The following is a 25,191-nucleotide window of genomic DNA, read 5'->3' on the forward strand; positions in this document are numbered from 1 at the left end:
CCCGGATTCCCTCAGGGGGTCCGGGCCGGCCGCAGCTCCGGACAGCCCTTAGTGCGCGGCGAAGGCCAGCAGCACGAAGGCGATGAGCGAGAGCACGGTCCGGAAGCGGTGGAAGGCGTTCCAACGGGCCTCGAACGCGGTACGGGCCGCACTGTCACCGCCGCGGTCGCCCTCGCCCTCACCTTCGGCCCCGGCCCCGGACCCGGCTTCGGATTCACCTTCGGCTTCGGCTTCGGCTTCGGCGAGCGCCTTGTTCAGCGGGATGTTGCCGCAGATCGTGACCAGGTGGGAGACGACGGCGCAGGCCAGTGCCACGGCCACCAGCCCCCACCACTTCTCGCCGTTTTCCGTGAACACCGCGATGGCCGGGAAGACGATCGCGCCGAGAAAGAGGATCAGGAACACGGGCCGGGGGACCGTCTCGTTGATGCGGCGCATCGCGGCCGTGAACTGGACGTCCGGCAGTGCGGACAGACCGGGCATCACCGCGATGAGGAACGTCAGCATGAAGCCGGCGTAGAGACCGGTCGTGATCACGGCGAGATCGAGAATCAAGGAGGCCATGGGGTCATCTTGGCGCAGCGGCTTCGGCCGCACAGCCCAATTCCGTACAGCTGTACGACCGAGTGCTCTCCGCCGGCTCCCTCTCCGCGCGGGGGGCCGGTGTCAGTCCATCTCGCCTTCGCCCGAGTCGCTTCCGGTGTTCTCGTGGCCGCCCCTGAGCCGGTCCGCGCTGCCGATCGCGGTGGCCAGCTTCGCCACCGAGTCGTCCTCGGTCTCCGCGGCCAGCTCCTTTGCCCTGGAGGCGAGTTCACCGAGACCGGGCGCGCCCGGTAGTTCGCCGTTGCGCAGGGTGTCGGCGAAGTAGGCGGCGACCGCCGCTACTTGGAGTCGTGCGCTGCCGCCTCCCCACAGCCTGCCCTTGACCGCTCCGGTCTCCACGGATCCCGTCTCCTCGTGCGCCGCACGGGACTTGGGGTCCTGCCAGCGCACGGTCGCGGTCGCCACGTGACCCGACGCACCGTCCCGCAGACGCACGGCGTAGAGCGCCGTCACCGTGTGCCCCGGGCCGATCTCTCCGCCGTCCACGCCGTCGTCGCGGAAGTCGTCGTCGGCGACCTTGCGGTTCTCGTAGCCGATCAGCTTGAACTTCTCGACGGTCTTCGGGTCGAAGGCCACTTGTGCCTTGGCGTCGCGCGCCGTCAGTTCGAGGTGCGCGGGCAGCTGGTCGACGAAGACCTTGCGCGCCTGCTCCTCGTCGGCGATGTACGTGGTGTGGCCGTCGCCCTTGTCGGTGAGCCGCTCCATCAGGGCGTCGCCGTAGTCACTGCCGACACCGACCCCGAAGAGCGTGATGCCGTACTCGCGGCGGGCGGAGTCGATGCGTTCGAGGATCGCGTCGGCGTCGGTCTCACCGGTGTTGGCGAGGGCGTCGGAGAGCAGGACCACCCGGTTGTTGACGCCCTTGCGGTGGCCGTCCACCGCCTCCTCGTAGCCGCGCCGGACGCCTGCCTCCACATTGGTGGAGTCGGTGGCCTCCATGGAGTCGACCGCGTCGTGGATCTTCCCCCGGTGGCCCCTCAGCCGGGTCATCGGCAGCACGGTCTCCGCCTCGTCGCTGAAGGTGACCAGGGAGACGGAATCGTCGTCGCGCAGCTCGTCCGTGAGGACGCCGAGTGATTTCTTCACCAGACCGAGACGGTCGTCCGAGTCCATCGAGCCGGAGATGTCGACGACGAAGGTGAGTGCTGCGGGCGGCCGTTCGGCGCTGTTCGGCGCGGCCCGGGTCGCCAGACCGACCCGCACCAGCGACCAGTCCCCGCCCTCGCCGCCGGCCCGTGCCCCGTCGACGGAGACCGCGAAGCCGTTGCCCTTCGGGCGGTGGTAGCCCTGGCGGAAGCTGTTGACGAACTCCTCCGGCCGTACGGTCCCCGGCTCCGGCAGTCTCCCGTCGGCGAGCGTGCGGCGCGCATAGCCGTAGGAGGCGGTGTCCACGTCCAGGGCGAAGGTGGACAGGTAGTCGGGCCGTGCGGACTCCTTCAGCCGGTCCGCCTCACCGCCTCCGCCCGCCGCCTTCGAACCGTCGGCCCTCTGCGCACCGTCCCCGGCGGCTCCGCCGGTCGCGGCCGGTGCGGGGGCGGGCGCCCCCCGGCGGTCCGAGGTGGTGCTCTTACTGCTGCCGTCCTCCCCCGAGCAGCCCGTCAGCAGCACTCCGCCCGCCAGGAGCAGCCCCAGCGCCCCTCGGTACATCCGTGTCCGGCGTTCCATCCAGTGCCCCCTGTGTTGTCGGTTCGCCACGCGGTGTCCCCACGTGTGAATGTGACGTGCGAGCGAGGGCACGGGAGCCGGCGACGACGTTGCGGATGGGTCTCGATGCGGCAACGAAGAGCGGGTCCGCGGGAGAGCGCGGAGGACCGGGCGACCGGGTGCGTGCTCACGGGGAGCACCCCGCTGTTCCTTTCCGGACCCCGCCCATAAGATCACTTTCGGTGAGAAACCCGGACAGGAAAGGAAAGCAGTGTCGGAGAGCGTGAGGTTCGGTGTCCTCGGGCCGCTGGAGGTCCTGGCCGATGGGCGGCGGTTGCGCCTCGGCGGGACCGTGCCGACCCGGATCCTGACGACGCTGCTGCTCAACCCCGGGCAGATGCTGCCGGTGTCCCGCCTGGTCGAGGCGGTCTGGGACGAGGAGCCGCCGGCCACGGCCACCCACCAGGTGCGCAAGGCGATCGGTGATCTGCGCCAGCGGATTCCGGACGGCTCGGCGCTGATCGTCACGGACGGTCCTGGTTACCGCGCCGAGGTCCCGCCCGGCGGGCTGGACCTGAGCGAGTTCTCCGCCCGGTTGCAGCAGGCGCGTGAGGCCCTCGACACCCGCCGGACGGCCCGGGCCGTCGAGGAGCTGCGGGCGGCGCTCGCCCTGTGGCGCGGTCCGGCTCCCGACGCGGCTGCCAGCGGGCCGCTGATCGCGGCCGGTTTCGCCGTACTGGAGGAGCGCCGGCTCGTCTCCGTGGGCCAGCTCATCGATCTGCGCCTCGGGCTGGGCGAGAACGAGGAACTGGTCGGCGATCTGCGGGAACTGACGACGCAGTACCCGCTGCGGGAGGGATTTCGCGGGCAGCTGATGCTCGCCCTGTACCGCTCGGGCCGGCAGGCCGAGGCGCTCGGCGAGTACACCGCGCTGCGTGCACTCCTCGTGGAGGAGCTCGGCGTCGATCCGGGCCACCGGCTGGGCAGTCTGTACGAGGCGATCCTGCGCGGGAGCCCCGAGCTGCAGGCCGCACCGCCCACGACCGGGGCGGAGCCCCCGGGGCCCGCCGCGCCGCCCGAGCCGGAACCGGCACCGCTGCCACCCGGGGAGACCGCGGCCCCCCGCACGCTGCCCCACGACCTCACCGACTTCACGGGCCGGGAGCGCGAGCTGGCCCTGCTGCTCGGCACGGCGGACGACACCCGTCGGCTGCGGATTGTCGCCGTCGACGGCATGGGCGGCAGCGGCAAGACCTCTCTGGCGGTCCGTGCCGCGCACCGCCTCGTCGACGCGTATCCGGACGGGCAGCTCCACACCGACCTGCGCGGCTTCTCACCGGGCCAGGAGCCCCGCGACCCCGGCACCGTGATCGCCGCGCTCCTGCGGACCCTGGGCGTGCCCGACGAGCGGATCCCCGAGGACCCGGACGGCCGCACCGCCCTGTGGCGGGCCACCCTGTCCGGCCGCCGGGTCCTGCTCGTCCTCGACAACGCGGCGGACGCGTCGCAGGTCAGACCGCTGCTTCCGGCGTCGGCGGGCTGCCTCGTACTGATCACGAGCCGCAATCGCATGAGCGGCCTCGACGGTACGGAGTCCGTGACCCTGGACATCCTGCCCCCGGCGGACTCCGTCGCCCTGCTCCGCGCCGCGCTCGGCGAGCAGCGCACCGGGGACGAACCCGAGGCGACGGCGCAGCTCGCCGGCCTCTGCGGACATCTGCCGCTCGCCCTGCGGGTCGCGGCCGCCCGTCTGCGCAGCCGGCCACGCTGGACGGTCCGCTACCTGGTGGACCGGCTTGCCGACGAGTCGCGGCGCCTGGACGAGCTGCGCTCGGGCGACCGCAGCGTCGAGGCCACGCTGCGGCTCTCCTACCAGGCCATGGACGCCGGTCAGCGCACAGCGCTGCGGCTGCTCGGAATGCATCCCGGTACGGACTTCGACGTGCCCGCCACGGCGGCTCTGCTCGGCCTGGACCGGGCGAGGGCCGAGGACGTACTGGAGCAGTTCCTCGACGTCCACCTCCTGGAGCAGCACGAGATGGACCGGTACGCCTTCCACGATCTGGTGCGCCGGTTCGCCCGGCGGCTGCCGCCGGAGGGGGGCGAGACGGCCGCGTTCGGCCGGCTGCTCAAGCACTACCTGGCCGTGACCGACGAGGCCTGCGGGGTCCTGTTCCCGTCACGGGGCTCTCATCCACTGCAGGGTTCTGCGTCCGCGCAGCCGTCGACTGCCATGACTCCCGAGCGTGCGATGAGGGTGTTCGACCAGGATCACGGCACATTGCTCGCGCTCGTGCGGCACGCGGTGGAGGAGGGGGGATTTGACGAGCAGGCCATCCCGCTCGCCCGAAATCTTGTGTTCTACCTCAATATGCGCAGCTATCTGCAGCCGTACGACGAGGCCGCGTCCCTGGCTGTCACCGCCGCACGTCGGCTGAACGACCCGCCGACCCTGCGCAACTGCCTGAACAATCTGTCGGTCGTGCAGTGGAAGGCAGGCAGGTTCGGCGCGGGAATCGCCTCGGTCACCGAGGCACTCGCCATCGCCGAGGAGCTTGACGAGCGGCTCGACATGGCGGTCAGCCTCAATTCACTGGGTCTGCTGAACAGTTCCGTGGGCCGTCTCGCAGCGGCCCAGGAGTGCCTCGAACGTGCGGTGAAGCTGTTCCACGGCACTGCCGCGGGCCGCCAGGAGGGCTATGCCCACAGCAATCTCAGCACCGTCCACTCCTATCTCGGGCGGCACCGGGACGCGGCGTCGGCCGCGGAGCGGGCGGTCCAGCTCAGCTACCGCTACGGGGCGGAGAGCGAAGGAGTGACGGCGCTGACCGATCTGGCCATCGCCCAACTCTCGCTCGACGAGACCGCACAGGCGCACGCCAGCATCTCCCGGGCGCTGCACCTCGGGGACGAGAGGCATACACCGGAGGACCTCGCCCTGGCGCTCGCCGTGGCCTCGGACATCCACGAGCGCCTGGGCGACCGTGGGCAGAGCACGGACTGCGCCGAACGCTCGCTGGAGCTGATCCGCTCCAAGGGCACGGCCTCCCGTCGGCCTGCGGTGGAGAACATCCTGGGCAGGGTCCACTCCCGCCGGGGCGACCACAGCCGCGCCCTCGATCTGCACCAGGACGCCCACCATCATGCCCAGGTCATCGGATTCCAGGTGGAGACGGCCCGCGCGCTGCGTGGCCTGGCCACGGCGGAGGCCGCCCTGGGCGATGCCTCGTCGGCCCGCGCCCACCGGGAACAGGCCGACGAGCTCTTCGAGGGGATGGGAATCCCGCTCGAACGTCACACCATGTGAGTGACCGGTGCGGTCGAGGTGTCCCCGGACCGGGCGGCACCGCGTCGAGGGTGCTCAGGAAGGGCCGTTCTCCGACTGCGGGGCAGGGGTCGGGCCGGAGTCCGGGGCAGGCGCCGAGAGCTCACCGGAGGCCGACACATGGGGCGGCTGCGTCGGCGGCTCGGCCTGAGCCGTGCCGACCGCCGCGCCCAGTGCCAACGCCAGAGCCAGTGCCGCGACGCCCGTGATTCCTGCCTTTGTCGAACGCATCTCATGTCCTTCGCTGGTACGCAGTGTGTGGTGCTCCGGCCCCGTTTCGGTCCGGCACCACAGAACTTCGCCCCACCCGTTCCCGAACGGTTCCCGGAACCGTACCGGTGCTCATAGGACCGCACGGGCCGCCGGGAGCAGGACCTCCCGCACTGCGGACACCGCGTCCTCACCGGCCCTGAGCTGGGCCTGTGCCGTGCCCGCGCCTATGTGCGGGGTGGGCAGGAGCGAGGGAAGGGCGAGCAGGTCGCGGGGCACGGACGGCTCCGTGGCGAAGACGTCGAGGCAGGCGCCCGCGATCCGGCCTTCGGCCAGGGCCCGGGCCACGGCCTCCTCGTCGACGATGCCGCCGCGTGCCGTGTTGACCAGAAGCAGATCCCGCTTGGCGAGCCGCAGTTCGTTCTCGCCGATCAGCTCGCGGGTCTCGGCGGTGAGCGGCAGATGCACGGTGAGGACGTCGGCACCGCGCAGGAGTTCGCCGAGTCCCACCGCGCGGGCGCCCCAGGGAGCGGCCGCCTCCTGGGGCACGTACGGGTCGTAGTACTCGATCTTCATCTCGAAGGCCGCGAGCCGCTTGGCGACCAGGCGTCCGACCCGTCCGAAGCCGAGGATGCCGACGGTCCTGCCGTACAGCTCGGTGCCCTGGAAGTCGGCGCGCCGCCACTGTCCGGCGCGCACGGAGGCGGCGGCCGCGGGGATGTGCCGCAGGGCCGAGATGATCAGGCCGACGGTGAGTTCGGCGACGCTCACGACATTGGACTCGGGTGCGTTGGCGACCAGGACGCCGGCTTCTGCCGCCGCCTCGACGTCGACGTTGTCGAGGCCGACCCCGGCCCTGGCGACGATACGCAGCCGGGGCGCTGCCGCGAGCACCGCGCGGTCGACGCGAGTGGCGCTGCGGACGATCAGCGCTTCGGCGTCCGCCACGGCGGCGAGCAGCGCGGCGCGGTCGGTGCCGTCGCATCGGCGAACCGTGAACCGGCTGCCGAGTCCGGCGAGCACCCGGTCGGGCAGCGGGTCGGCGACGACGACGGTGGGGGTGATCATGGGGTGTGAGGTCTCCGTGGGAAAGGAGGGGCGGAGGTCAGTCACGAGGGGCCGCCGGGGTGAGGCGCAGCGGGAGCGCGCGCAGGCCGTTGACGACGATCGAGTCCAGATGTTCGGGTCTGCCGTCGAGTGCCATCTCGCCGACCTGGGCCGTGAACTCCCTCAGCACCGCCTTGATTTCGAGCTTGGCCAGCTGCGTGCCGACGCAGTAGTGGGGGCCGGCGCCAAGGGCGAGATGGCGGTTCGGGGTGCGTCGTACGTCGAATGTGTCGGGGTCCGTGAAATGGCCGGGGTCCCGGTTGGCGGAGGGCAGCCAGCACACCACCAGGTCGCCGCGGCGGATGCGCTGCCCGCCGATCTCCACATCGGCCGTGGCCCGGCGCATGAGGTGCGTGGCGCTGGACGTCCAGCGCAGCATCTCCTCGATCGTGGTGTTCACCGTCGCATCGAAGTCGTCCTGGAGCAGCGCCCATTGGTGCGGGTGCTCAAGCAGGGCGAGCAGTCCGCCGGACATCGCGAGGCGGACGTTCTCGGTGCCGCCGACGAGGAGGTTGTCGCAGTTGAGCACGACGTCGTCCAGGGGCAGCAGCTCCCCCTCGTGCCGTACGCCCGCGAGCACGCTCACCAGGTCGTCACCCGGTCGTGCGCGGCGCTCCTCGACCAGTCCGGCGAAGTAGTCGAGGATCTCCAGATGCGCGAGGCTGCGTTCCCCGGCGGTCCCCGCACAGAACGCGTCGGTGGACCACTCGACGATCGACGGCCGGTCCTCATCGGGGATGCCGAGGAACGCGCACACCACGTCGAGCGGCAGCCGGGCCGCGATCTCCGTGACGAACTCGGTACGGCCCGCGGCGACGGCGGCGCGGACCGTGTCCTGCGCCGTCCGGTCCAGGAAGTCGCCGAGCATCCGCAGATTCCGCGGCGCGAACCAGCCGGCGATGGCCCCGCGCAGTGCGGTGTGCCGGGGCGCGTCCGCCAGGGCGAGTGTGCGGTCGCTGCCCGGGTCGTCGCCCTGGGCGAGCGGGCGGAGCAGGATGCCGGAGGACGAGCTGAAGGTGCCGCCGTCACGCAGCACCTCGTTGATCTCGTCGTACCTGGTCAGGGACCAGAAACCGGGGAAGACGTCCGGCTCGTTCCATACGACGGGTGCGTATTCGCGCATCCGTCGCCACTGGGCGAACGGGTTGCCGGTGCGGTAGGTCGCGCCGTCGAGCAGCGAGCCGAGGCCGGAGCGTGCAAGCAGTTCGGGGCTCACCTGGTCTCCCTCCGAAGGCGGTCCAGTTCCACGCGCAGGAGCGCGGCGGGCGGCTGTTCGCGCAGATAGAAGTGGCCGCCCGGGACGACGAGGGGCGTGAAGTCCTCTGTGGTGTGCCGGGACCAGCCCGTGAAGTGCTCCCGTATCCCCGGGACGTCCTGCTCGCCCACGACGGCGGTGATGCGGGAGGTGAGCCGCTTGCCTGAGTGCTCGGCGTACTGAGCCACGAGCCGCAGGTCGCCCTTGATGTAGTCGAGGATCAGATCGAGCAGTTCGGGCTCCGCCCGGATCTCGGGGCTGACCGGCTCGTACTGCTCCAGATACGCCAGGACGTCGGCGGTGTCCTCGAACGGGACGGCAGGCCGTTCGGCGGGAGCGGCGGACGAGGAGAGCACGAGCGCGGGCACCGGGGCGCCGGCCTGTTCGAGCCGGTGGGCGACTTCGAAGGCGACGTAGGCGCCCATGCTGTGCCCGAACAGGACGCAGTAGCGCTCCCCGGTCCGAAGGATCTCCTCGGCTACGGACGCGGCCAGGGCGACAAGGCTCCCGGGGGCGTCCTCGGCGATGCGGTCCTCACGGCACGGGTACTGCACGGCGTCCACGCGGGCAGCGGGCAGCAGGGACGGCCAGGAGCGGAAGAAGGAGGCACAGCCGCCGGCGTGCGGGAAACACAGCACGGCGGGCCCGGAGCCGGAGTCGTGGTCCGGAGTGAGCCTGCGCAGGGAGACGGAGGCCTCCGTGAGCGCGGGGAATGTGTGGGGCATGGGCCGCCGATCAGGAGAGGGGAAGGGCAAAGAGGGGAAGAAGGGCAAGGAAGGGGACAGCGGTGCTGAAGTCGCCCCTCTGTACGGTTCACGGCCCCGTGAGCAGTTCCGCCTGTTCGGCGAGCGTGGCCCGGCGGTACACGTCTTTGACCCCGATGGAGCGGCCCGCGGCTTTGCCGAGGGCGCGGGTCAGGCGCAGCACCGTCAGGGAGTTGCCGCCGAGTTCGAAGAACGTGGCGCCGGACGTGGCCTGCACGGGTATGCCGAGCAGTTCCGACCAGACGCCGGCGACCCGGGCGGCCGGGTCGTCGCCCGCGGCCGGGGGCACGGTCTCCTGGACGCGCAGCGCGTCGGCGAGCAGCGCCGCCCGGTCGATCTTGTCGTGTGCGGTGCGCGGCAGGACGTCGGGGAAGAGCACCCGGTCCGGCTGGAGCGCGGGGCCGAGCGCGTCCGCCACATGGGCGCGGACCATCGCCGCGTCGACGGCGGCGCCCGGCTGCAGGGCGACGAAGGCGAAACAGGTCGAGCTCGTGGTGTCGTACGCCACGGCCGCGGCCCGCACGCCGGGGTGTGCGGCGACGACGTCCTCGACGGCCTCGAGCGTGACGCGTACGCCGCGCACCTTGATCTCGTTGTCGATGCGGCCCGCGAACTCCAGACCGTCCTGCTCCGACCATTTCCCGAGGTCACCGGTGAGATACGCCCGCACGACCGCGCCCACCGGGTCCGTCAGTTCGACGAAGGCGGCGGCCGTGCGCTGCGGGTCCGCCACGTATCCGGCGGCGACGCCGGGCCCGGACAGTGCGATCTGGCCCTTTTCGCCGGCCGGCACCGGCCGCAGCAGGTCGTCGAGGAGATGGACGGTCGTGCCCGGGACCGGGAAGCCGATCGTGGAACGGCCGGGCTTGTCGTACAGGCGGCAGGTGGCCCAGACGGTGCACTCGGTGGGGCCGTACTCGTTTCCGAGCGCGACTCCGGGCAGTTGCGCGAAGTGCTGCTCGACGACCTGCTGCGGCAGGGACTCGCCCGCGCAGACGGCTATCCGCAGCGAGGCCGCGGCCGCGGAGTCGGCGGCGAGCGCGGGCAGCAGTTCGGCGTAGAAGCTGGGCACGGTCAGGAGCTGGCCCACCCGGTGGCGGGCGATCAGGCCGAGCAGTGCCGCGGGGTCGCGCCGTTCGTCCTCGCCGGCCACGACGAGCGTGCCGCCGGCGGCGAGGGTGCCCCAGACACCGGCCGCGGAGGAGTCGAAATGGAACGGGGACAGGAGCAGGAAGACCGGTCTGCCGAACGGCTCGTACACGGCGAGCCGGGCCTGTGTGGAACTCGCCAGGTTGGCGTGGGTGACGGAGACGCCCTTGGGTATGCCGCTGCTGCCTGAGGTGTAGAGGACGTACGCCTCGTCGCCGAGATCACCGGGAACGACGGCGTCACCGGAATCGGCAGCCGGGACACCCGGCGGGACCCGGGGGTCGAGCACCGTCGTCACCCCGGCCGTCTCCCGGATGTGCGCGAGCGTGCTCTTTGGCGCCTCCGGGTTGAGGAACACGTACGACCGGCCGCTCAGCGCGACCCCGAGCGCGTGCGCGACCGCGCCGGCCGTGCGGTGCGCGGTGATGCCGATGCGCCGCGCGTCCGTGGCGGCCAGCGCGCGGGCGACGTCGGCGGCCTGCTCGGCGAGCTCCCGGTAGTCGAGCACGACGTCGCCGCAGACGACCGCGGCCCGGTCGGGGTGAGCACGGGCCCGCTCGGCCACGAGGTCGCAGACCCGCCGCACGGGCGTGGGCAACGGGGGCCCCGAGACGGCTCGGGCCGGACGGGGAGGCTGGGGATTGGTCATGCCTCTGATCCTGCGGACGGGGTTCCCGGCGGGCTCCCGGCCCACTCCGGGAAGCGAACGGGACCGGGCCGGTACCCGCACCCTCTGGACTTCGGATGTCAGCGGACGGCGCCGCCCCGGCGGACGCGCCCCGCACCCCACGACACCGAACTCACCGGAAGGCACGCGGTGTACAAGTCATACGCGGAGAAACTCTCCGTACCGGACCTCATCGACCTGGGCAACGAGGTCTACGTCCTGCGCTTCGAGGTCATGAAGGTCACCTCGGTGTACGCGGCGGTCAGGGACCTCCTCGACCGCGGGGTGATCCACCCGGGGCAGACGCTCGTGGACAGCTCCAGCGGCATCTACGGCCACGCGCTCGCGCTGGTCTGCCGCAATCTCGGGCTCAAGTGCCATGTCTTCGCCTCGGTCGCGGTGGACGCGGCGATCCGTACGCAGCTCAAGTACCTCGGCGCGACCTACACGCAGGTGCCGTCCTCCGACGACCCGGGTCTCCAGCACGACCAGGAGACCCGCGTACGCCTCGTGCACGCGTACATGAAGGAGAACCCGGACGCGTACTGGATGCAGCAGTACCACGACGACGTGCACTACATCGGCTACGAGAGCGTCGCGGACACCGTCGTGAAGGAGCTCGGCTCCAGCGGCGTCACGGTCGTCGGCGGTGTCGGCACCGGCGCGTCGACCAGCGCGATGAGCCGCTATCTGCGCGACCGGTCACCGGACGTGCGGGTCGTCGGCATCCAGCCCTTCGGCAGCCGCTCCTTCGGATCCGAGGCCATTGCGCTGGACGGATTCATCATCGCGGGCATCGGCAGCGGCATCCGCTTCGACAACATCGACTACAGCGCGTACGACGAGATGCACTGGCTCGACTTCGGTGTGTCGGCGGCCGGCTGCCGTCATCTGCTGTCCACCACGGGGGTGTTCGCCGGCCTCTCCTCGGGCGCCGGCTGGCAGGTCGCACGCCATCTGCGCAGGAACGCGCCGGACGGCGGGCCGATCGTCTTCCTCGCCGCCGACCCCGGCCACCGCTACGTCGAGCGGGTCTTCCCGCCGGACGGGCCCGTCGGTGAGGACCCGGAGTTCGCGCCGTCGGTCATCACCGACTTCGCGGACATGACCGGCCCCTGGAGCGTCATGGACTGGGGCCGCCGCGCGTACAGCGTTCAGGACGACCTGCCGGTGTACACCCCTGCGTCCTGAACCTCCCCGACCCGACTCCCCCGATCCGATCTCAGCGAGGCCCCGCCATGAGCCCCACCCCCCATGTCGCCGTCATCAACTACGGCCCCGGGAGCGACTACGCCGCCATGCTCCCCGAGCTGGCCGGCGCGCTCGAGGTGTACACCCACAACGACCTGCGGAACACCGATGGTTACGCGCGCTACGAGTACGTCCCCGACTGCGAGTTCGTGCCCTACGCGGAGCTGATGATCCGCCGCACGGCCCGCGAGCAGCCGTTCACGCACATCATCACGGACAACGAGTACGACCTGGAGCGCGTCGCCCGGATCCGTGCGGACCTCGGGATAGCGGGCCAGTCCGCCGCGAGCGCGCTGTCGTTCCGCGACAAGGCGGTCATGAAGGAGGTCGCGGGCCGCGCGGTGCGCACCGCGCGCTTCGCCCGGCTGGAGACGATCGTCGACCTCACGGACTTCATCGACGAGGCCGGCTTCCCGGTCGTGGTCAAGCCGGTCAAACAGGGTGGTTCGAGGGACATCGTCGTGCTGCGCTCCGACGACGACCTGGTGGAGTTCAGCCGCCGGCACTGGCGCGAGGACCTGATGGCCGAGGAGTTCATCGACGGGCAGATGTACCACGTGGACGCGGTGATCGCCCCGGGCTACCGCTTCGTGGCCTCCTCCCGCTACCTGCGCAGCTGTCTCGGCGTCTTCGACGGACAGAACAACGGATCGGTGCAGCTGCACCCACAGGACAAGCTGGCGCTACGGCTCGAGGAGTTCTTCGACCGGACCCTCGACGCGTTCGACGCCCCCGCGAGCAGCGCGTACCACCTGGAGGTCTTCCACACCCCGGACGACGAGCTCGTGCTGTGCGAGGTCGCCTCACGGGTGGGCGGCGACCGCATCCCGGCCCTCACACAGCTCACGTACGGCGTCGATCTGCGCTCCGCCTGGCTGCGCATGTCCTGCGGGCTGCCCGTGCCCCCGGCGCCGGCAGAAGCCCCCGCCAAGGTGCACGGCTCCGTCTCGGTCCTGCCGCAGGGCCGGGCCGTGCGGGCACCCGCACGGCCGCCGTTCGGCTGGGTCGCGCACTACGAGGTCAACGAGAAGATCGCGCCCGGCGCCACGACGCAGAACAGCACATCGCATCTGTGCTTCGTGATCGTGGAGGGCTCCGGCCCCGTCGAGGTCGAGGAGCGCCTGTACGAGGTCGAGGCCTGGCTCATGGCGAACCTGGAGGACGCAACCGAGACGGCCCCGGCGCCGTGAACACCTGGCGCAAGTCCTCCCCCACCGGACGGGTGCTGCTGCTCGCGGTCCTGTTCACCGGACTGACCACGTTCATGTTCCTGCCGCTGCTCGCTCTTCAGCTGACCGAGCAGGGGATCGGGGCGGGCCGTGCGGGCTTCCTCGTGGGGTTGCTCGCCTTCTGCGGCCAGGGCTTCTCGCTGATCTGCGGTCTGATCGTGGACCGGTTCGGGACCCGGGTGGTGCTCTCCGCCGGGTTCGCGCTGCGGATCGCCGGCTACCTCCTGCTCGGCCACGGGCTGGCCGCCGGCACGCACCCGGCGGCGCTGGTCGGCGGGATCGTGGGCATCGGCGTGGGCGGCTCGCTGCTGGGTCTGTCCGTCAAGACGCTGCTCGTACGTGAGGACGGCCTGCCCGCACGCGAGATGCTGGCCCTGCGCTCGACCTTCGTGAACATCGGCGTGATCGTCGGTCCCGCGCTGGGCGCACTGATCTATCCACTCGGCTTCGGCTACGTGCTCGCCGCGTGTGTGGCCTCGCATCTGGTGCTCGGGCTGCGCCTCACGCTACGGCCGCCCGCGGCCGCTCCAGGACCGCCTCCGGCCTCCGGCAAGGGCGAGCAGGACTCCGCGGACGGCAGGGCCGCCTGGGCCCGCTGGCAGTGGGCACCCCTGGCGCTGCTCGGCGTCGCGTTCTGGGCGATCTACAGCCAGCTCAACGTCGTTCTGCCCATCGCGGCCAAGGACCTGACCGGCAGCGCGTCGGCCATCTCGGTCGTCTTCACACTCAATGGCACGCTCGTGGTGCTGTTCCAGTACAGCCTGCTGCGCCATGTGTTCGGCAAGGCGGGCACCCGCAGCCTGCTCGCCCTCGGCTTCCTCGCCTTCGGCGGCGGCTATGCCCTGCTCATCGCGTTCAGCGGCTGGGGGGCACTCCTCGTCTTCGTGCTGCCGATCACGCTGGCCGAGATGCTGATCGCGCCGAGCCTCGACGAGCAGGCCATCCACGCGAGTTCACTGCGCCGGACCGGCCTCGCGCTCGGCACGATGAGTGCCGCCGGAGCGCTGGGCAGCTTCCTCGGCTCCGGGCTCGGCGGCTATCTCCTGCAGACCATGCACGGCGGCACCGGCTTGTGGCTGCTGATCAGCTGCCTGTCCGTGGCGGCTGCCGCCTTCTGTTTCCTTCTCCCGAAAGGCAGCCCGCAGCATGTCTGATGCGGTACGTGACACCTCCGGCGCGCCGGACCCCGCCCCGTCCGGGGACCGGCCGACCGCCGTACTCCTGGGTGCACGCGACACCGTGGTCGCGGCGGCCGAGCGCCTCGGCCTCGACCTGGTCCTGGTCGTCGATCCGGACCAGCCCCGGCCGCCGGACACCGGCGCACCCGAGATCGAGACCTCATGGACCACGTCCAGCGACGAACTCATCGCAAGGCTGCGCACGTTCGCCTTTCCCGGCCCGGTGAGCTGCTTCGGCTTCGGCGAGATCGGCGCCGCCGTCTCGGCGGTGGTCAACCGGGAGCTCGGCTGGCCGGGCAACCCGCCCGAGGCTCCCGCCGCGTTCAGGAACAAGGCCGGACTGCGGGCACTGGTCGGCGACAGGGCGGGCCTTCCCGTGCGGCACGTGCTGTGCACCGTGGCCGGCGAACTGTTGCCGGCGACCGACCGGACCGGTTTCCCCTGCGTGGTCAAGCCCGTGGACGGAACCGGGAGTGCGGGTGTGCGCTACCTCGCGGACCGGGCATCGGCCGAGCGGTACGCTGCCGCCGCCGACTGGTCCGGCCCGCTGCTCGTCGAGGAGTTCCTGGACGGCACGGAGTACAGCGTCGAGGCGATCAGCACGGCCGCCGGCCACCGGATCCTCGCAATCACCGAGAAGACGACCACGGGCGCCCCGCACTTCGTGGAGACCGGGCACACGCTTCCGGTACGGCTGGATCCCACCGTCGAGGAAGCGGTCGCCGACCTGGTGCGCGCGACCCTGGTCGCGGCCGGCCACCGCTACGGCCCCTCGCACACCGAGGTCATGGTCACCGGCCTGGGCCCACGCCTCATCGAGTCGCACGGCCGGCCCGGCGGCGACCGGATCAGCGACATGCTCCTGCTCGCCCTCGGCGAGGACGTGTTCGCGCAGACGATGGCCGCCGTGCTCGGGCTGCCCGACGAGCAGCCGGCGAACCGCTCCCGGGTGTCCGGCATCCGCTACGTCACCTTCGACCGGCCGGTGGCCCGCGCCATGGCGGTCTCGCTCGCGGTCTCGCTGCCCGGGGTCGAAGAGGTACAGATCACCGTCCCGGCCGGACAACCGCCTTCCTCCATCGCCCAGTCGGGTGACCGGCACGGCTTCGTGCTGGCCGTCGCCGACACACGGGACGAGCTCGACCACCACCTGGAGGTCGCCGTCCGCACCCTGACCGCCGGCAGCTGAACAGCGCCACCCACCGCGCCACTTGTCGAAACTCCCCTGCTGAGAGGTACCCCTTGCCGTACAAGATCCTGATTCTGGTGTCCGAGGCGTCAAAGTTCGAGCTGGACAACCACTCGATCATCCCGAGTGCGTTGCACCGCGAGGGCCATGACGTGTACATCGGTGACATCGACACCCTGTCCGTACACGAATCCGTCGTGGTCTGCGACCGGGTCAGGCTGTCCGAGGAGTTCGTGGCCGGCGGCGACTTCCCCGCACTGAGCGAGCCCTGCGCGTCCGCCGAGGACTTCGACCTGGTGTGGGTACTCGCGGGCACCCATCCCGAGTCCGACACCGACTCCTTCCAGCTCCTGTGGCTGCTGAACCAGCGCGTGCCGTTCGTCAACGACGCCGCCGGGCTCTTCTTCCTCAACACCAAGTCGAACCTCGGCGCGATCGTGCCTGCCGAGAACCTGCCGGTCTCCTACGTCTCCAACGACGTCGCCTTCCTGAACGGCCTCGTCGAGTCCGACGGCGACCGCTCCTGGGTCATCAAGCCCACCAACGACGGCTGCGGCGCCGATGTGTACGTGGTCAACAAGAACGACCGCAACCGTTCCGCGATCATCGGCTCCGCCACCGGCAACGCGGTGTCCCGCGAGGGCCGCTACGGCCGGGACATCATCGGCATGGCGAAGCGGCACACCGCCGTCCAGGAGTACATCCCCAATATCCGCACCAACGAGAAGCGTGTGATCATCGCGGGCGACCAGCCCGTCGCCGGCTTCCTGCGCTTCCACCCGGAGGACGACAACCGCTCCAACACGGCGATCGGGGGCGACTTCCAGGCCCTTGAACTGACGCTGGAGGAGCAGGAGTTCATCACCGCACTCGGCAAGCGGATGATGGATCTCGGCATCTTCTACACGGGCATCGACCTGGCGTTCCCGTACGTCGTCGAGATCAACATGGTGAACCCCGGCGGCCTCGGCTACCACCAGCTGGCCACCGGCGAGGACAAGTCCTCCGATGCGGTCAACATCGTCCTCGCCGCGCTGCGCACCGCCGGGAAGCTGAAGTGAGCGCGGCACGAGAGGTGTGGCCCGCCCTCGACCGGCGCGCCGTCACCGCATGGGCCGACTTCGAGGCCACGGGTGAGGCGGACCTCGACCGCGAGGAGTTCACCGCGCGCATCCACCGGGCCGGCTGGACCCACCCGTACCCGCCCCAGATGCTGACGGCCGAGGCGGCCGAGGAGACCGGGACGGTCGGCGTTCGCCTGTCCGAGCTGATCTCCGGCTTCCCGCGCCGGGTGTTCGGGAACGATCACGGCGCCTGGGCGCGGTACCTGGGTGTGTGTGCCGAAGACGCCGAGCTGATCTGCGAGGCCCTCGCGAGCCCCCGTCTGGCCCGGGCCGCCAAGGCCTTCATGCGCCCTGATCTGGTGGTCACCGACCAGGGCCTGAAGCTGGTCGAGCTGAACGTGGCGGCCTCGCTCGGCGGCCTCAGCACCTGCGCGCCCTACACCGGGGCGGCCCTCGGCTCCGCGTATGGCCGCTTCCTGGGCGCCCGCGGTCTGCGCGTGGAGGCACCCGACACCTCCCGGGCCTGGCTGGAGGCGTTCGGCGGCCTGACCGAGCGGCACACCGACGGACCGCTGCATGTCTTCGAAGCCGTCGCGGACCCCTCGGACATCGACTCCGGCCGGCGGTTCTTCGTCGACATGGTGGGCTCGGCCGGGCACGAGGTCAGCTGCGGTCTTGTGCACGACCTGGAACTCACCGACCAGGGCGTGTACTTCGGCGGCCGGCGGATCGACGCGGTGTTCACCGCATACACCTGGTACGAGACCAGGCGCTTCGTTCCGCCGGCGCTCACGCGCCGTCTGATGGAGCTGGACGCCGCACGCGTGGTCGACTTCATCGGCTCCCCCGCCGCGGCGCTGTACGACAACAAGGCCAACCTGGCACTCCTCTTCGACGAGGCGTACGCGCACCTGCTCGACGACGAGGAGCGGTCCCTGATCGAGCGCCACGTGCCCGGGACGTTCCGGCTGAGCGAGGAAACCCTGGAGCGGGCCGTCGCCGCCCGCGAGCGGCTGCTCTGCAAACCCACGGCCGCGTACGGCGGCAAGGACATGACGTACGGCTTCTCCCTCGACGACGACGCGTGGCGCTCGCTCCTCACGGAGTACCTGCGGGAGCCTGCCGAGCGTTACGTGCTGCAGTACCGCGTCCCCCCGGCTCTCGTGGACCTGCCGGGTGCGAGCCCCTCCGCCCGCGAAGTCGTCCTGGCACCCCTGGTGTTCGGCGGCCGCTTCGCCGGCACGTTCCTCCGCCAGGCACCGCCCAGGGAGGAGTCGGTGATCAACGCGTCGAACGGCGCGGAGTCCGCCGGAGTCCTCACCATCTCCACGGAAGGGGCCTGACTGCCGTGCTGCGCATAGCGATTCCCAACAAGGGCTCCCTGGCCGGACCGGCCTCCGAGATGCTGCGCGAGGCCGGTTACCAGCAGCGCCGGCACACGAAGAAGCTGGTGCTCGTCGACCCGGAGAACGAGGTGGAGTTCTTCTACCTCCGCCCGCGTGACATCGCGCTCTACGTCAGTGCCGGTCGCCTCGACATCGGCATCACGGGCCGCGATCTGCTGCTCGACTCCGGGGCGTCGGCCGAGGAGATACTCCCGCTCGGCTTCGCCCGCTCCACGTTCCAGTACGCGGCGAAACCGGGCACGGTCAGCGACACGGCGGACTTCGCCGGCCGCACCATCGCCACATCGTACGAGGGCATCGTCGCCCGGCATCTGGCCGAGGCCGGCGTCGAGGCCCGGGTCGTCCATCTGGACGGCGCGGTGGAGACCGCGGTGGAGCTCGGGGTGGCCGACGTGATCGCGGACGTCGTGGAGACCGGTACGAGCCTGCTCAACGCCGGACTCGAAGTGGTCGGCAAGCCGATCCTGCGGTCCGAGGCCGTGGTCATCGGCCGCAACGCGGACACCGGACTCGCCCCGAAGGCGGAACAGTTCCTGCGCCGCCTACAGGGTGTCCTGGTGGCCAGGACGTACGTGATGATGGATTACGACTGCCGCGCCGAGCACCTGGAACAGGCCATCCGGCTGACCCCCGGCCTGGAGTCCCCGACGGTCTCCCCGCTGCACAACGAGGGCTGGGTGGCGGTGCGCGCCATGGTGCCGGCGGCGCAGGCGCAGCCGATCATGGACGATCTGTACGGCCTGGGCGCGCGAGCGATCCTGACGACGTCGATCCACGCCTGCCGGCTCTGACGCCGGCCGGGCTCAGGACACGATGTCCTTGCGGCTGAACCCGCGGAAGGCGAGGGCGAACAGGATCAGGGCATACGTCACCGAGACGGCCGCGCCCTTCACCATGCCGCCCCACTCCAGGTCGGGCTGGAGTGCGTCGGCCCAGGCGAACTGCCAGTGGGCGGGCAGGAAGTCGCGCCAGGAGCCGAGCGCGGTGACCGCGTCCAGCACATTGCCGACGATGGTCAGCCCGACCGCGCCGCCGACCGCGCCCAGCGGGGCGTCCGTCCTGGTCGACAGCCAGAACGCCAGCCCGGCGGTGACGAGTTGGGAGACGAAGATGAACGCCACGACGAGCGCGAGCCGGGGCACGGTGTCCCCCGTCGCGAGCGCACCGCCGGTGGGGAGTTCGAGCGGACCCCAGCCGTACGCGGCAGCTCCCGCGGCCAGTGCGACGAGCGGCAGCAGCACCATCGCGGCGAGGCTGAAGCCGAGCGCCACGACGAGCTTGCTCCACAGCAGCCGTGCCCTGGGCACGGGCGCCGCCAGCAGATAGCGCAGCGAGGACCAGCTGGCCTCGGAGGCCACTGTGTCGCCGCAGAACAGCGCGACCGGGACCACGAGCAGAAAGCCGGCCGAGACGAACAGGCAGGTCGCGGCGAAGTTCGCGGCGGACTGTGTCGCGGTGTCCATCAGGGTGAGCCGGTCGCCGCCCCCGGGTCCGCCGCTCGGCGTGCCGCCGATCGCGAACGCGATGATGAGGATGAACGGCAGCGCGCCCAGCACCCCGCCCATGAGCATGGTGCGCCGCCTGCGCAGCTGCCGTACGGCCTCGACCCGCAGCGGAAGGGTGCGCCGGGCGCGGTATCCGGGAGCTTCGGGGGCCGTGGTGACTTCGGCTGCGGTACTCATGCGGAGCCTCCGGAGATCAGGGTGAGGAACGCGTCCTCCAGGCGGCGGTGCGGCCCGACGCCGGTCAGCGGCACGTCCAGCCGGACCAGTTCGGCAACCAGCTGCGGGGAGGTCGCTCCGTCGAGCCGGACCAGGAGCCCGTGGCCGTCGTCCGTGCGGACGGCGGAGCCGATGCCCGGCAGTGCGGCGATCTTCTCCACGAGGGGTTCGGCGAGCGCATCGGCCGAGGTGACGAGCAGCATGTCGCCCGAGCCGGTGATCTCGGCGACCGGGCCCGCCTGGACGAGCCGGCCGCGGTCCATGACCACCAGGTGGGTGCAGGACTGTTCGACCTCGGACAGGAGGTGGCTGGAGACGATGACGGTCCGGCCGCCGGCCGCGTACCGGATCATCACGTCCCGCATCTCACGGATCTGGGGCGGGTCGAGGCCGTTGGTCGGTTCGTCGAGGATGAGGAGGTCCGGCATGCCCAGCATGGCCTGGGCGATGGCGAGCCGCTGCCGCATGCCCTGGGAGTACGTGCGGACCGCCCGGGCCAGTGCGTCGCCGAGCCCGGCAATCTCCAGGGCCTCCTCGATCCGGGAGTCCTCGGCCGGCCGCCCGGTGGCCTGCCAGTACAGCTCCAGGTTGGCGCGGCCGGACAGGTGCGGCAGGAATCCGGCCCCTTCGACGAAGGAGCCGACCCGCGACAGCACGGGCGCGCCGGGGCGGATGGCGCGTCCGAAGACCCGGATCTCCCCGTCGTCGGGGGTGATGAGTCCCATCAGCATGCGCAGGGTGGTCGTCTTCCCGGCGCCGTTCGGCCCGAGGAGCCCGAGCACCTGCCCCTTCTCCACGCGGAAGGACAGCTCCCGCACGGCATACCGGTCGGCGGACTTGGCGTACTTCTTCGACAGTCCGGTGATCTGGAGCGGTACGTCGGCGAGTGCGGGGTCCGGGGCGGGAGTGGCGGTGCGGCGCCGCATGGTGAGCAGCAGGGCGGCCGCGATCACGACGGCGGCGGCCGGGAGCCCCCAGGTCCACCAGGGCAGGGCGGCCGATGCGGTCGCGAGGCCGGGGGCGGTGGGGATGGTCAGCGGGCCGTCGAGGGAGACGGTGTACGCGGTCGGCGCGGCCGGGGAGGCGTAGCCGAGGTCGGTGGCGGACAGCACGAGCCGGAGCCGGTGTCCCGAGTCGACTTCGTGGTCGACGGCGGGCAGCGTCAGGTCCAGGGGCTTGCCCTGCTGGTCGGGGGTGATCCGGTAGGGGGTGACGAGCTGGGACGGCAGCACCTGCTGCTTGCCGTCGGGCGATACGTCGTACACCTTGCCGAACAACACGGCGTCGCCCTTCGCCGCCTTCACGTTCACGCGGACGGTCGGCGAGCCGGTGATACGGCGCGAGGTCTTGAGCGGGGCGGATTCGAAGCGGGCGTACTGGCCGGCAAAGTCGACGGAGAGCCCGACGCCGAGGGTGGACAGCCGGGCGAACTGGCCGCCGGTGCCGGGAACGGCCGAGATGGACGGCGGGGTGGCCCCGGCGGGGTTGGCGAACGTCTGGGTCCGCCCCCGCAGCTCGATCCGCTCTCCCCCGCCGTTCAGCCCCGGATAGGTGTCACTGCTCGCACCGCGCGTGAGAGCCGCCCCGTCGGTGGAGTCGACGCCGCCGGTCCTGGTGACGCGGAACGCGGGTCCGGTGTCGGTGCCCTTGTCGTCCTTCAGATAGCGGTCGAACCAGCTGTTGACGCGCTGCCGCACGCGGTGGGACTCCTTGTCGCCGCCGTCGTGGCCGCCGGTGACCCAGTCGACGGAGACGGGCTCGCCGTTCGCCTTGATGGCCTTCGCCATGTCGTCGGCCTGGCCGAGCGTGAAGAGGGAGTCGGTCTGTCCCTGCATGATCAGCGTCGGCACCTTGATGCGGTCGGCCACGGCGCTGGGCGAGCGCTCGGTGAGCAGCGCACGGGCGGCGGCGTCCGGCTTCCCGCTGACGGCGACCCGTTCGTACATGTCGCAGAGCTGCTTCTCGAGATTCCGGCAGCCACCGCCGGTGGTGACGAAGAGGCTGGCCCAGAGCTTCTTGAACACCCCGTTGGGGAAGAGGGCTTCGGCGAGGTTCCAGTAGGTCATCTCCGGGGCGATGGCGTCGACGCGCCGGTCGTACCCGGCGGCGAGGAGCGAGAGCGCGCCACCGTAGGAGGCGCCGGTGACCCCGACCCTCGGGTCACCTGCGGCGTCGAGCTGTACCTCGGGGCGGGCCGCCAGCCAGTCGATCAGCTTGGAGACGTCCTTGATCTCGGCGTCGGGCGCGTTGATCGAGGTCTTCCCGCCGGACTTGCCGAAGCCGCGGGCCGACCAGGTCAGCACGGCGTACCCGTCGGCGGCCAGATTCTGCGCCTGCGACCGGTTGTCGCCCTTGTTGCCGCCGAACCCGTGCCCGATCAGCACGGCGGGCCGGCGCTGTGTGCCACCGGTGGTGAAGTACGAGGTGTCGATGGACACGCCGTCGATGCGCATCATCCGGTCCTGGCGGTGCACGGCCGGCGCGCTGTCGTCGGCGGTGGCGGTCCAGGTGCCCGCCCCGGCCAGCACGACGAGCGCGGCGATGCCGGCCGCCCACCGGCCGCGGGCGCGGGCGCGGGGCAGCAGGCGTCGCCACCGGGACGTACGCGCGTGAGGGATCTCCATGTGTCGAGCCTAAGCGGGACGCCGCCCCGTCTACGCTGCCGGTGGGGTGAGGTGACCGGCCTCCTCAGGGCGTACGGCGTTCCCCGGGCGTACTCCGCCTGCGGTATGCCCCGCCCCGGGCCACCCCGGCTCGACCTGACCTGCGAGAGGCCCGCATGGACAACCCGGTGGAAATTCGCCGCGCCACGACCGTCGCCGAGCTCGAAGCCGCCCAGCACCCCTCGGCGCCCTGGCGACGTACCGCTCGGCGGGGGCCGGGGACGACGGCGGATTCGCGATGCTGACGTGGCGGTTCGGCCCGTCCCGGTAGTCCGGTGTACGTCTACTGGTCCCGGTCCGTCAGGGCTGCCGCGACGGCACTCGCGAAGGCCTCCGGATTGTCCAGCATGATGTTGTGCCCGCAGTCCGGGATCGCGACCACGGACACCCCGGCATCGCTGAGAGCTCGGGCGCCAGGAAGCGGACCGCCCTCCTCCGGCAGCAGAAAAGCGCGGGGAATCCTCAGGTCCAGCAACAGCTCCCGCATGGTGGGAACCCTGCCGCGCGTGAGGTGAACCGCACTGCGGTGCAGGGCCTCACGCCCGGCCAGGCGCATCGTGGACCACCAGTGGGCGCCGGCCCGGTCACGCACCTCTTCCCACCCGCCCGCCAGGAACTCCTGCTCGGAATAGGAGGCGATGTCGCTGCTGCCTCCGCAGGCGCGCGCGGGCTGGATCGGGTCGAGGTTGGCATCGACCAGGACCAGCCGGGAGACCAGCCGCGGGTGCCGGACGGCCAGGACGATGGCCACGGAGCCGCCCATGCTGTGCGCGATCAGCTCCGCGCCGGTGACACCCGCGTCGGTCAGGGCCGCGGCGAGCGCATCGGCATGTGCTTCCAGCGTGTAGCCGAAGCCTGTCGGCCGGTCGCTGATGCCGTGGCCCAGCAGGTCGATCAGCAGCGAACGGCGGCCGGCCAGCAGGGGATGGACCGCAGTCTCCGTGAAGTAGGCGGGGGAACTGGCGCCCAGCCCGTGCACGTAGACACGTGGCGGCTCCTGCCCGGGCAGCTCGACCCAGCGAATCCGATCGCCTTCGGGCGTCACAACGGCGTTGCGCACAGTCTGCTCCGCTTCACATCAAGGCCCATGAGTGGACGAGAGTAGCCGCCGTAGCCGGGCGCCGCCGTTGATCCGCCGGTCCAGGCAACGGCAACTCACCCTTGCGCTCAACGCCCATACGCAGAACGAGTATTTCCCTCGCGCTGCCCCGGACTTGGCCGGCACCCTGCCGCCATGACTCATCCGAAGGTACTGCTCATCGGTGGAGGCGCGGGCGTGGGGAAGTCGACCGTCGCCTGGGAGGTGTCGGCGCGGCTGCGGAAGGCCGGGACCCCGCACACGGTCATCGAGGGCGACTTCATGGGGCAGGTCCACCCGGCGCCGGAGGACGACCCGCACTGCGCGCGGATCACCGCAAGGCCCGCCTGCTCGACGAACGGGCCCCGGCGGACACGGTCAGGGTGGCGACGGACGGGCGGACGGTGGTGGACATCGCCGAAGAGATCGTGTCGGCAACGGGGTGGGAGCGGGGGTGCGCCCGACGGCCCCGGCACGGCCCTCCGCAGGCGACCTCGACGCAGGCGGGGACTCCCCAAGTAACCAATGCATGTACGGCTGTTCACGCCGCGCGTCGCCCTGTACGCGGGTGGAAGTTACCGATGTGCAACTGCACCATCACCGGACCGCAAGGTGGCGGGCAGACCCTGTTCGCATGACAGGCATCGCTGAAGAACCCACAGAGGCTGCTGCGCCCACACTCTTCGAGAGCATCGGCGGAGCGGAGGCGGTGGAAGCCGTGGTCGACATCTTCTACGGGCGCGTCCTCGCCGACCCCGAACTGACCGGGTATTTCGAGGGCCGGGACATGGAACGGCTGAAGCGGCACCAACGCCTCTTCGTCGGACAGGCGTTGGGCGCAAAAGCACCGTACCCGGGGCGGACGATGGAGCGCGCACACAGCGACCTCGCCATCACGAGCGAGGCCTTCGACCGCGTCGTCGGTCACCTGGCCGGGGCGCTGAAGGAGGCAGGCCTGGACGACGCCACCATCGGCACGATCGCGCAGACGCTGCTGCCACTGAAAGCCGACATCGTCACCGCGTGACAATGGCCGCCCGGATCGGATGCCGGACCGGGCGGCCCGCACGCCGCAGGACCCCAAGCCGTCCCGGCCACGACGAACCGCCCCGGACAGCCCTCAGGCCGTTGGCAGCTTGCCGCTCTTCGTGTGCACTTCGTCGAGGAACTCGACGTCCTTCGAGTTCATCCGGTACACGTTGATCCGGACCTTGTGCCCCTCAGGGATGCTGAACGCGCAGGACTTGAAGCTGCTCGTCTGGCACGTGCCCTTCTTCTTCCCCGCCGTGACGTCGTAGACCTCGGTCCAGATGTAGTGGTTGTCCGCACGGAGGTCGTCGACGTCCACCCGCTCGGCATCCTTCGCCGAGTCACGCGGCTCGAAGACGATCGAAGCCACCTTCTTGCCGCCCGCGTAGAAATAGTCGACGGTATTGGGCTTGGCCGCAGCACTGGACGTGCCGACACCGACGGTGAGGGCGAGCCCCACAGCCGTCCCCACCGTGGCGACCGTGCGTACGAGAACATGCTTCTTCATGCGGTTCCCTCCGTGCTCAAAGATCTTTGCGGGCGCCGCGTTGCGCCCGCCGTGATCTTCCTACGCGGCGACCGGACGAGCCCGGACCGGCCAGGGGCATTCCGCAGGGCCTCCACCGCGTGCCCGCGGTATGGAGGACTCGCGCCCGGGG

Annotated in this window: 20 protein-coding genes and 1 pseudogene; 10 read left to right on the forward strand and 11 right to left on the reverse strand. The window is 71.1% G+C overall.

Annotation, left to right across the window (positions count from 1 at the left end; translation table 11 throughout):
* Positions 1-48: 48 nt before the first annotated feature.
* Both ACFVW8_RS15570 and ACFVW8_RS15575 read right to left on the reverse strand, forming a co-directional pair.
* A complete protein-coding gene (locus tag ACFVW8_RS15570; RefSeq protein WP_389690086.1) occupies positions 49-564 on the reverse strand; it encodes a DUF1772 domain-containing protein in 516 nt (171 codons plus the stop codon).
* Between the two features lie 102 nt (positions 565-666).
* On the reverse strand, positions 667-2,268 hold the full coding sequence (locus ACFVW8_RS15575; protein WP_389690088.1) for a von Willebrand factor type A domain-containing protein: 1,602 nt from the start codon (positions 2,266-2,268) through the stop codon (positions 667-669).
* Between the two features lie 250 nt (positions 2,269-2,518).
* Here ACFVW8_RS15575 and ACFVW8_RS15580 point away from each other — a divergent pair, with 250 nt between their 5' ends.
* Complete coding sequence (locus ACFVW8_RS15580; RefSeq protein WP_389690090.1) at positions 2,519-5,554, forward strand: BTAD domain-containing putative transcriptional regulator; 3,036 nt, start codon at positions 2,519-2,521, stop codon at positions 5,552-5,554.
* Between the two features lie 54 nt (positions 5,555-5,608).
* Here the strand turns inward: ACFVW8_RS15580 and ACFVW8_RS15585 are convergent, their stop codons facing one another.
* The 5 genes from ACFVW8_RS15585 to ACFVW8_RS15605 form a co-directional block, all read right to left on the reverse strand.
* Positions 5,609-5,803 carry a hypothetical protein gene (locus tag ACFVW8_RS15585; RefSeq protein ID WP_389690092.1) on the reverse strand — a complete coding sequence of 65 codons (195 nt, stop codon included), beginning with the start codon at positions 5,801-5,803 and terminating at the stop codon, positions 5,609-5,611.
* 111 nt (positions 5,804-5,914) lie between these two features.
* Positions 5,915-6,850: a hydroxyacid dehydrogenase gene (locus tag ACFVW8_RS15590; protein ID WP_389690093.1), complete on the reverse strand. Its 936-nt coding sequence runs from the start codon at positions 6,848-6,850 to the stop codon at positions 5,915-5,917.
* A 37-nt stretch (positions 6,851-6,887) separates the two neighbouring features.
* Complete coding sequence (locus ACFVW8_RS15595; RefSeq protein ID WP_389690095.1) at positions 6,888-8,105, reverse strand: cytochrome P450; 1,218 nt, start codon at positions 8,103-8,105, stop codon at positions 6,888-6,890.
* The gene (locus tag ACFVW8_RS15600) at positions 8,102-8,869 is read right to left on the reverse strand and encodes a thioesterase II family protein (RefSeq protein ID WP_389690097.1); all 768 of its coding nucleotides are present in this window, start codon (positions 8,867-8,869) and stop codon (positions 8,102-8,104) included. The genes ACFVW8_RS15595 and ACFVW8_RS15600 overlap by 4 nt, the downstream gene beginning before the upstream one ends.
* Positions 8,870-8,957: 88 nt before the next feature.
* The gene (locus tag ACFVW8_RS15605; protein WP_389690099.1) at positions 8,958-10,706 is read right to left on the reverse strand and encodes a non-ribosomal peptide synthetase; all 1,749 of its coding nucleotides are present in this window, start codon (positions 10,704-10,706) and stop codon (positions 8,958-8,960) included.
* A gap of 168 nt (positions 10,707-10,874) precedes the next feature.
* Here ACFVW8_RS15605 and ACFVW8_RS15610 point away from each other — a divergent pair, with 168 nt between their 5' ends.
* The 7 genes from ACFVW8_RS15610 to hisG all read left to right on the forward strand — a co-directional run bounded on the left by ACFVW8_RS15610 (position 10,875) and on the right by hisG (position 18,832).
* Complete coding sequence (locus tag ACFVW8_RS15610) at positions 10,875-11,915, forward strand: pyridoxal-phosphate dependent enzyme (RefSeq protein ID WP_389690101.1); 1,041 nt, start codon at positions 10,875-10,877, stop codon at positions 11,913-11,915.
* 47 nt (positions 11,916-11,962) lie between these two features.
* Positions 11,963-13,165, forward strand: coding sequence for an acetyl-CoA carboxylase biotin carboxylase subunit family protein (locus tag ACFVW8_RS15615; RefSeq protein WP_389690103.1), 1,203 nt, complete (start codon positions 11,963-11,965; stop codon positions 13,163-13,165).
* Entirely contained in the window at positions 13,162-14,358 is a 1,197-nt protein-coding gene (locus tag ACFVW8_RS15620) for an MFS transporter (RefSeq protein WP_389690105.1), read from the forward strand. Before ACFVW8_RS15615 ends, ACFVW8_RS15620 begins: the two co-directional genes overlap by 4 nt.
* On the forward strand, positions 14,351-15,571 hold the full coding sequence (locus ACFVW8_RS15625) for an ATP-grasp domain-containing protein (protein WP_389690107.1): 1,221 nt from the start codon (positions 14,351-14,353) through the stop codon (positions 15,569-15,571). Before ACFVW8_RS15620 ends, ACFVW8_RS15625 begins: the two co-directional genes overlap by 8 nt.
* A 77-nt stretch (positions 15,572-15,648) precedes the next feature.
* On the forward strand, positions 15,649-16,632 hold the full coding sequence (locus ACFVW8_RS15630; protein ID WP_389690109.1) for a RimK family alpha-L-glutamate ligase: 984 nt from the start codon (positions 15,649-15,651) through the stop codon (positions 16,630-16,632).
* Positions 16,629-17,978: a hypothetical protein gene (locus ACFVW8_RS15635; RefSeq protein ID WP_389690111.1), complete on the forward strand. Its 1,350-nt coding sequence runs from the start codon at positions 16,629-16,631 to the stop codon at positions 17,976-17,978. Before ACFVW8_RS15630 ends, ACFVW8_RS15635 begins: the two co-directional genes overlap by 4 nt.
* 5 nt (positions 17,979-17,983) lie before the next feature.
* Entirely contained in the window at positions 17,984-18,832 is an 849-nt protein-coding gene (gene hisG, locus ACFVW8_RS15640; RefSeq protein ID WP_389690112.1) for an ATP phosphoribosyltransferase, read from the forward strand.
* A 12-nt stretch (positions 18,833-18,844) separates the two neighbouring features.
* Here hisG and ACFVW8_RS15645 read toward each other — a convergent pair whose 3' ends face one another.
* The 3 genes from ACFVW8_RS15645 to ACFVW8_RS15655 form a co-directional block, all read right to left on the reverse strand.
* Positions 18,845-19,723 carry an ABC transporter permease gene (locus ACFVW8_RS15645; protein ID WP_389690113.1) on the reverse strand — a complete coding sequence of 293 codons (879 nt, stop codon included), beginning with the start codon at positions 19,721-19,723 and terminating at the stop codon, positions 18,845-18,847.
* Positions 19,720-22,386: an alpha/beta fold hydrolase gene (locus ACFVW8_RS15650; RefSeq protein ID WP_389690114.1), complete on the reverse strand. Its 2,667-nt coding sequence runs from the start codon at positions 22,384-22,386 to the stop codon at positions 19,720-19,722. The genes ACFVW8_RS15645 and ACFVW8_RS15650 overlap by 4 nt, the downstream gene beginning before the upstream one ends.
* 322 nt (positions 22,387-22,708) lie before the next feature.
* A complete protein-coding gene (locus ACFVW8_RS15655; protein WP_389690115.1) occupies positions 22,709-23,485 on the reverse strand; it encodes an alpha/beta fold hydrolase in 777 nt (258 codons plus the stop codon).
* 174 nt (positions 23,486-23,659) lie between these two features.
* Between ACFVW8_RS15655 and ACFVW8_RS15660 the strand changes: the two are divergent.
* Positions 23,660-23,949, forward strand: a pseudogene (locus tag ACFVW8_RS15660) (hypothetical protein); the annotation flags it as partial.
* A 188-nt stretch (positions 23,950-24,137) separates the two neighbouring features.
* Positions 24,138-24,530, forward strand: a complete 393-nt coding sequence (locus ACFVW8_RS15665) for a group 1 truncated hemoglobin (protein ID WP_389690116.1) — start codon at positions 24,138-24,140, stop codon at positions 24,528-24,530.
* Between the two features lie 93 nt (positions 24,531-24,623).
* Here the strand turns inward: ACFVW8_RS15665 and ACFVW8_RS15670 are convergent, their stop codons facing one another.
* Positions 24,624-25,040: a hypothetical protein gene (locus tag ACFVW8_RS15670; RefSeq protein ID WP_389690118.1), complete on the reverse strand. Its 417-nt coding sequence runs from the start codon at positions 25,038-25,040 to the stop codon at positions 24,624-24,626.
* Positions 25,041-25,191: the final 151 nt, after the last annotated feature.

Source organism: Streptomyces sp. NPDC058221 (assembly GCF_042882365.1).
Lineage (GTDB): Bacteria > Actinomycetota > Actinomycetes > Streptomycetales > Streptomycetaceae > Streptomyces.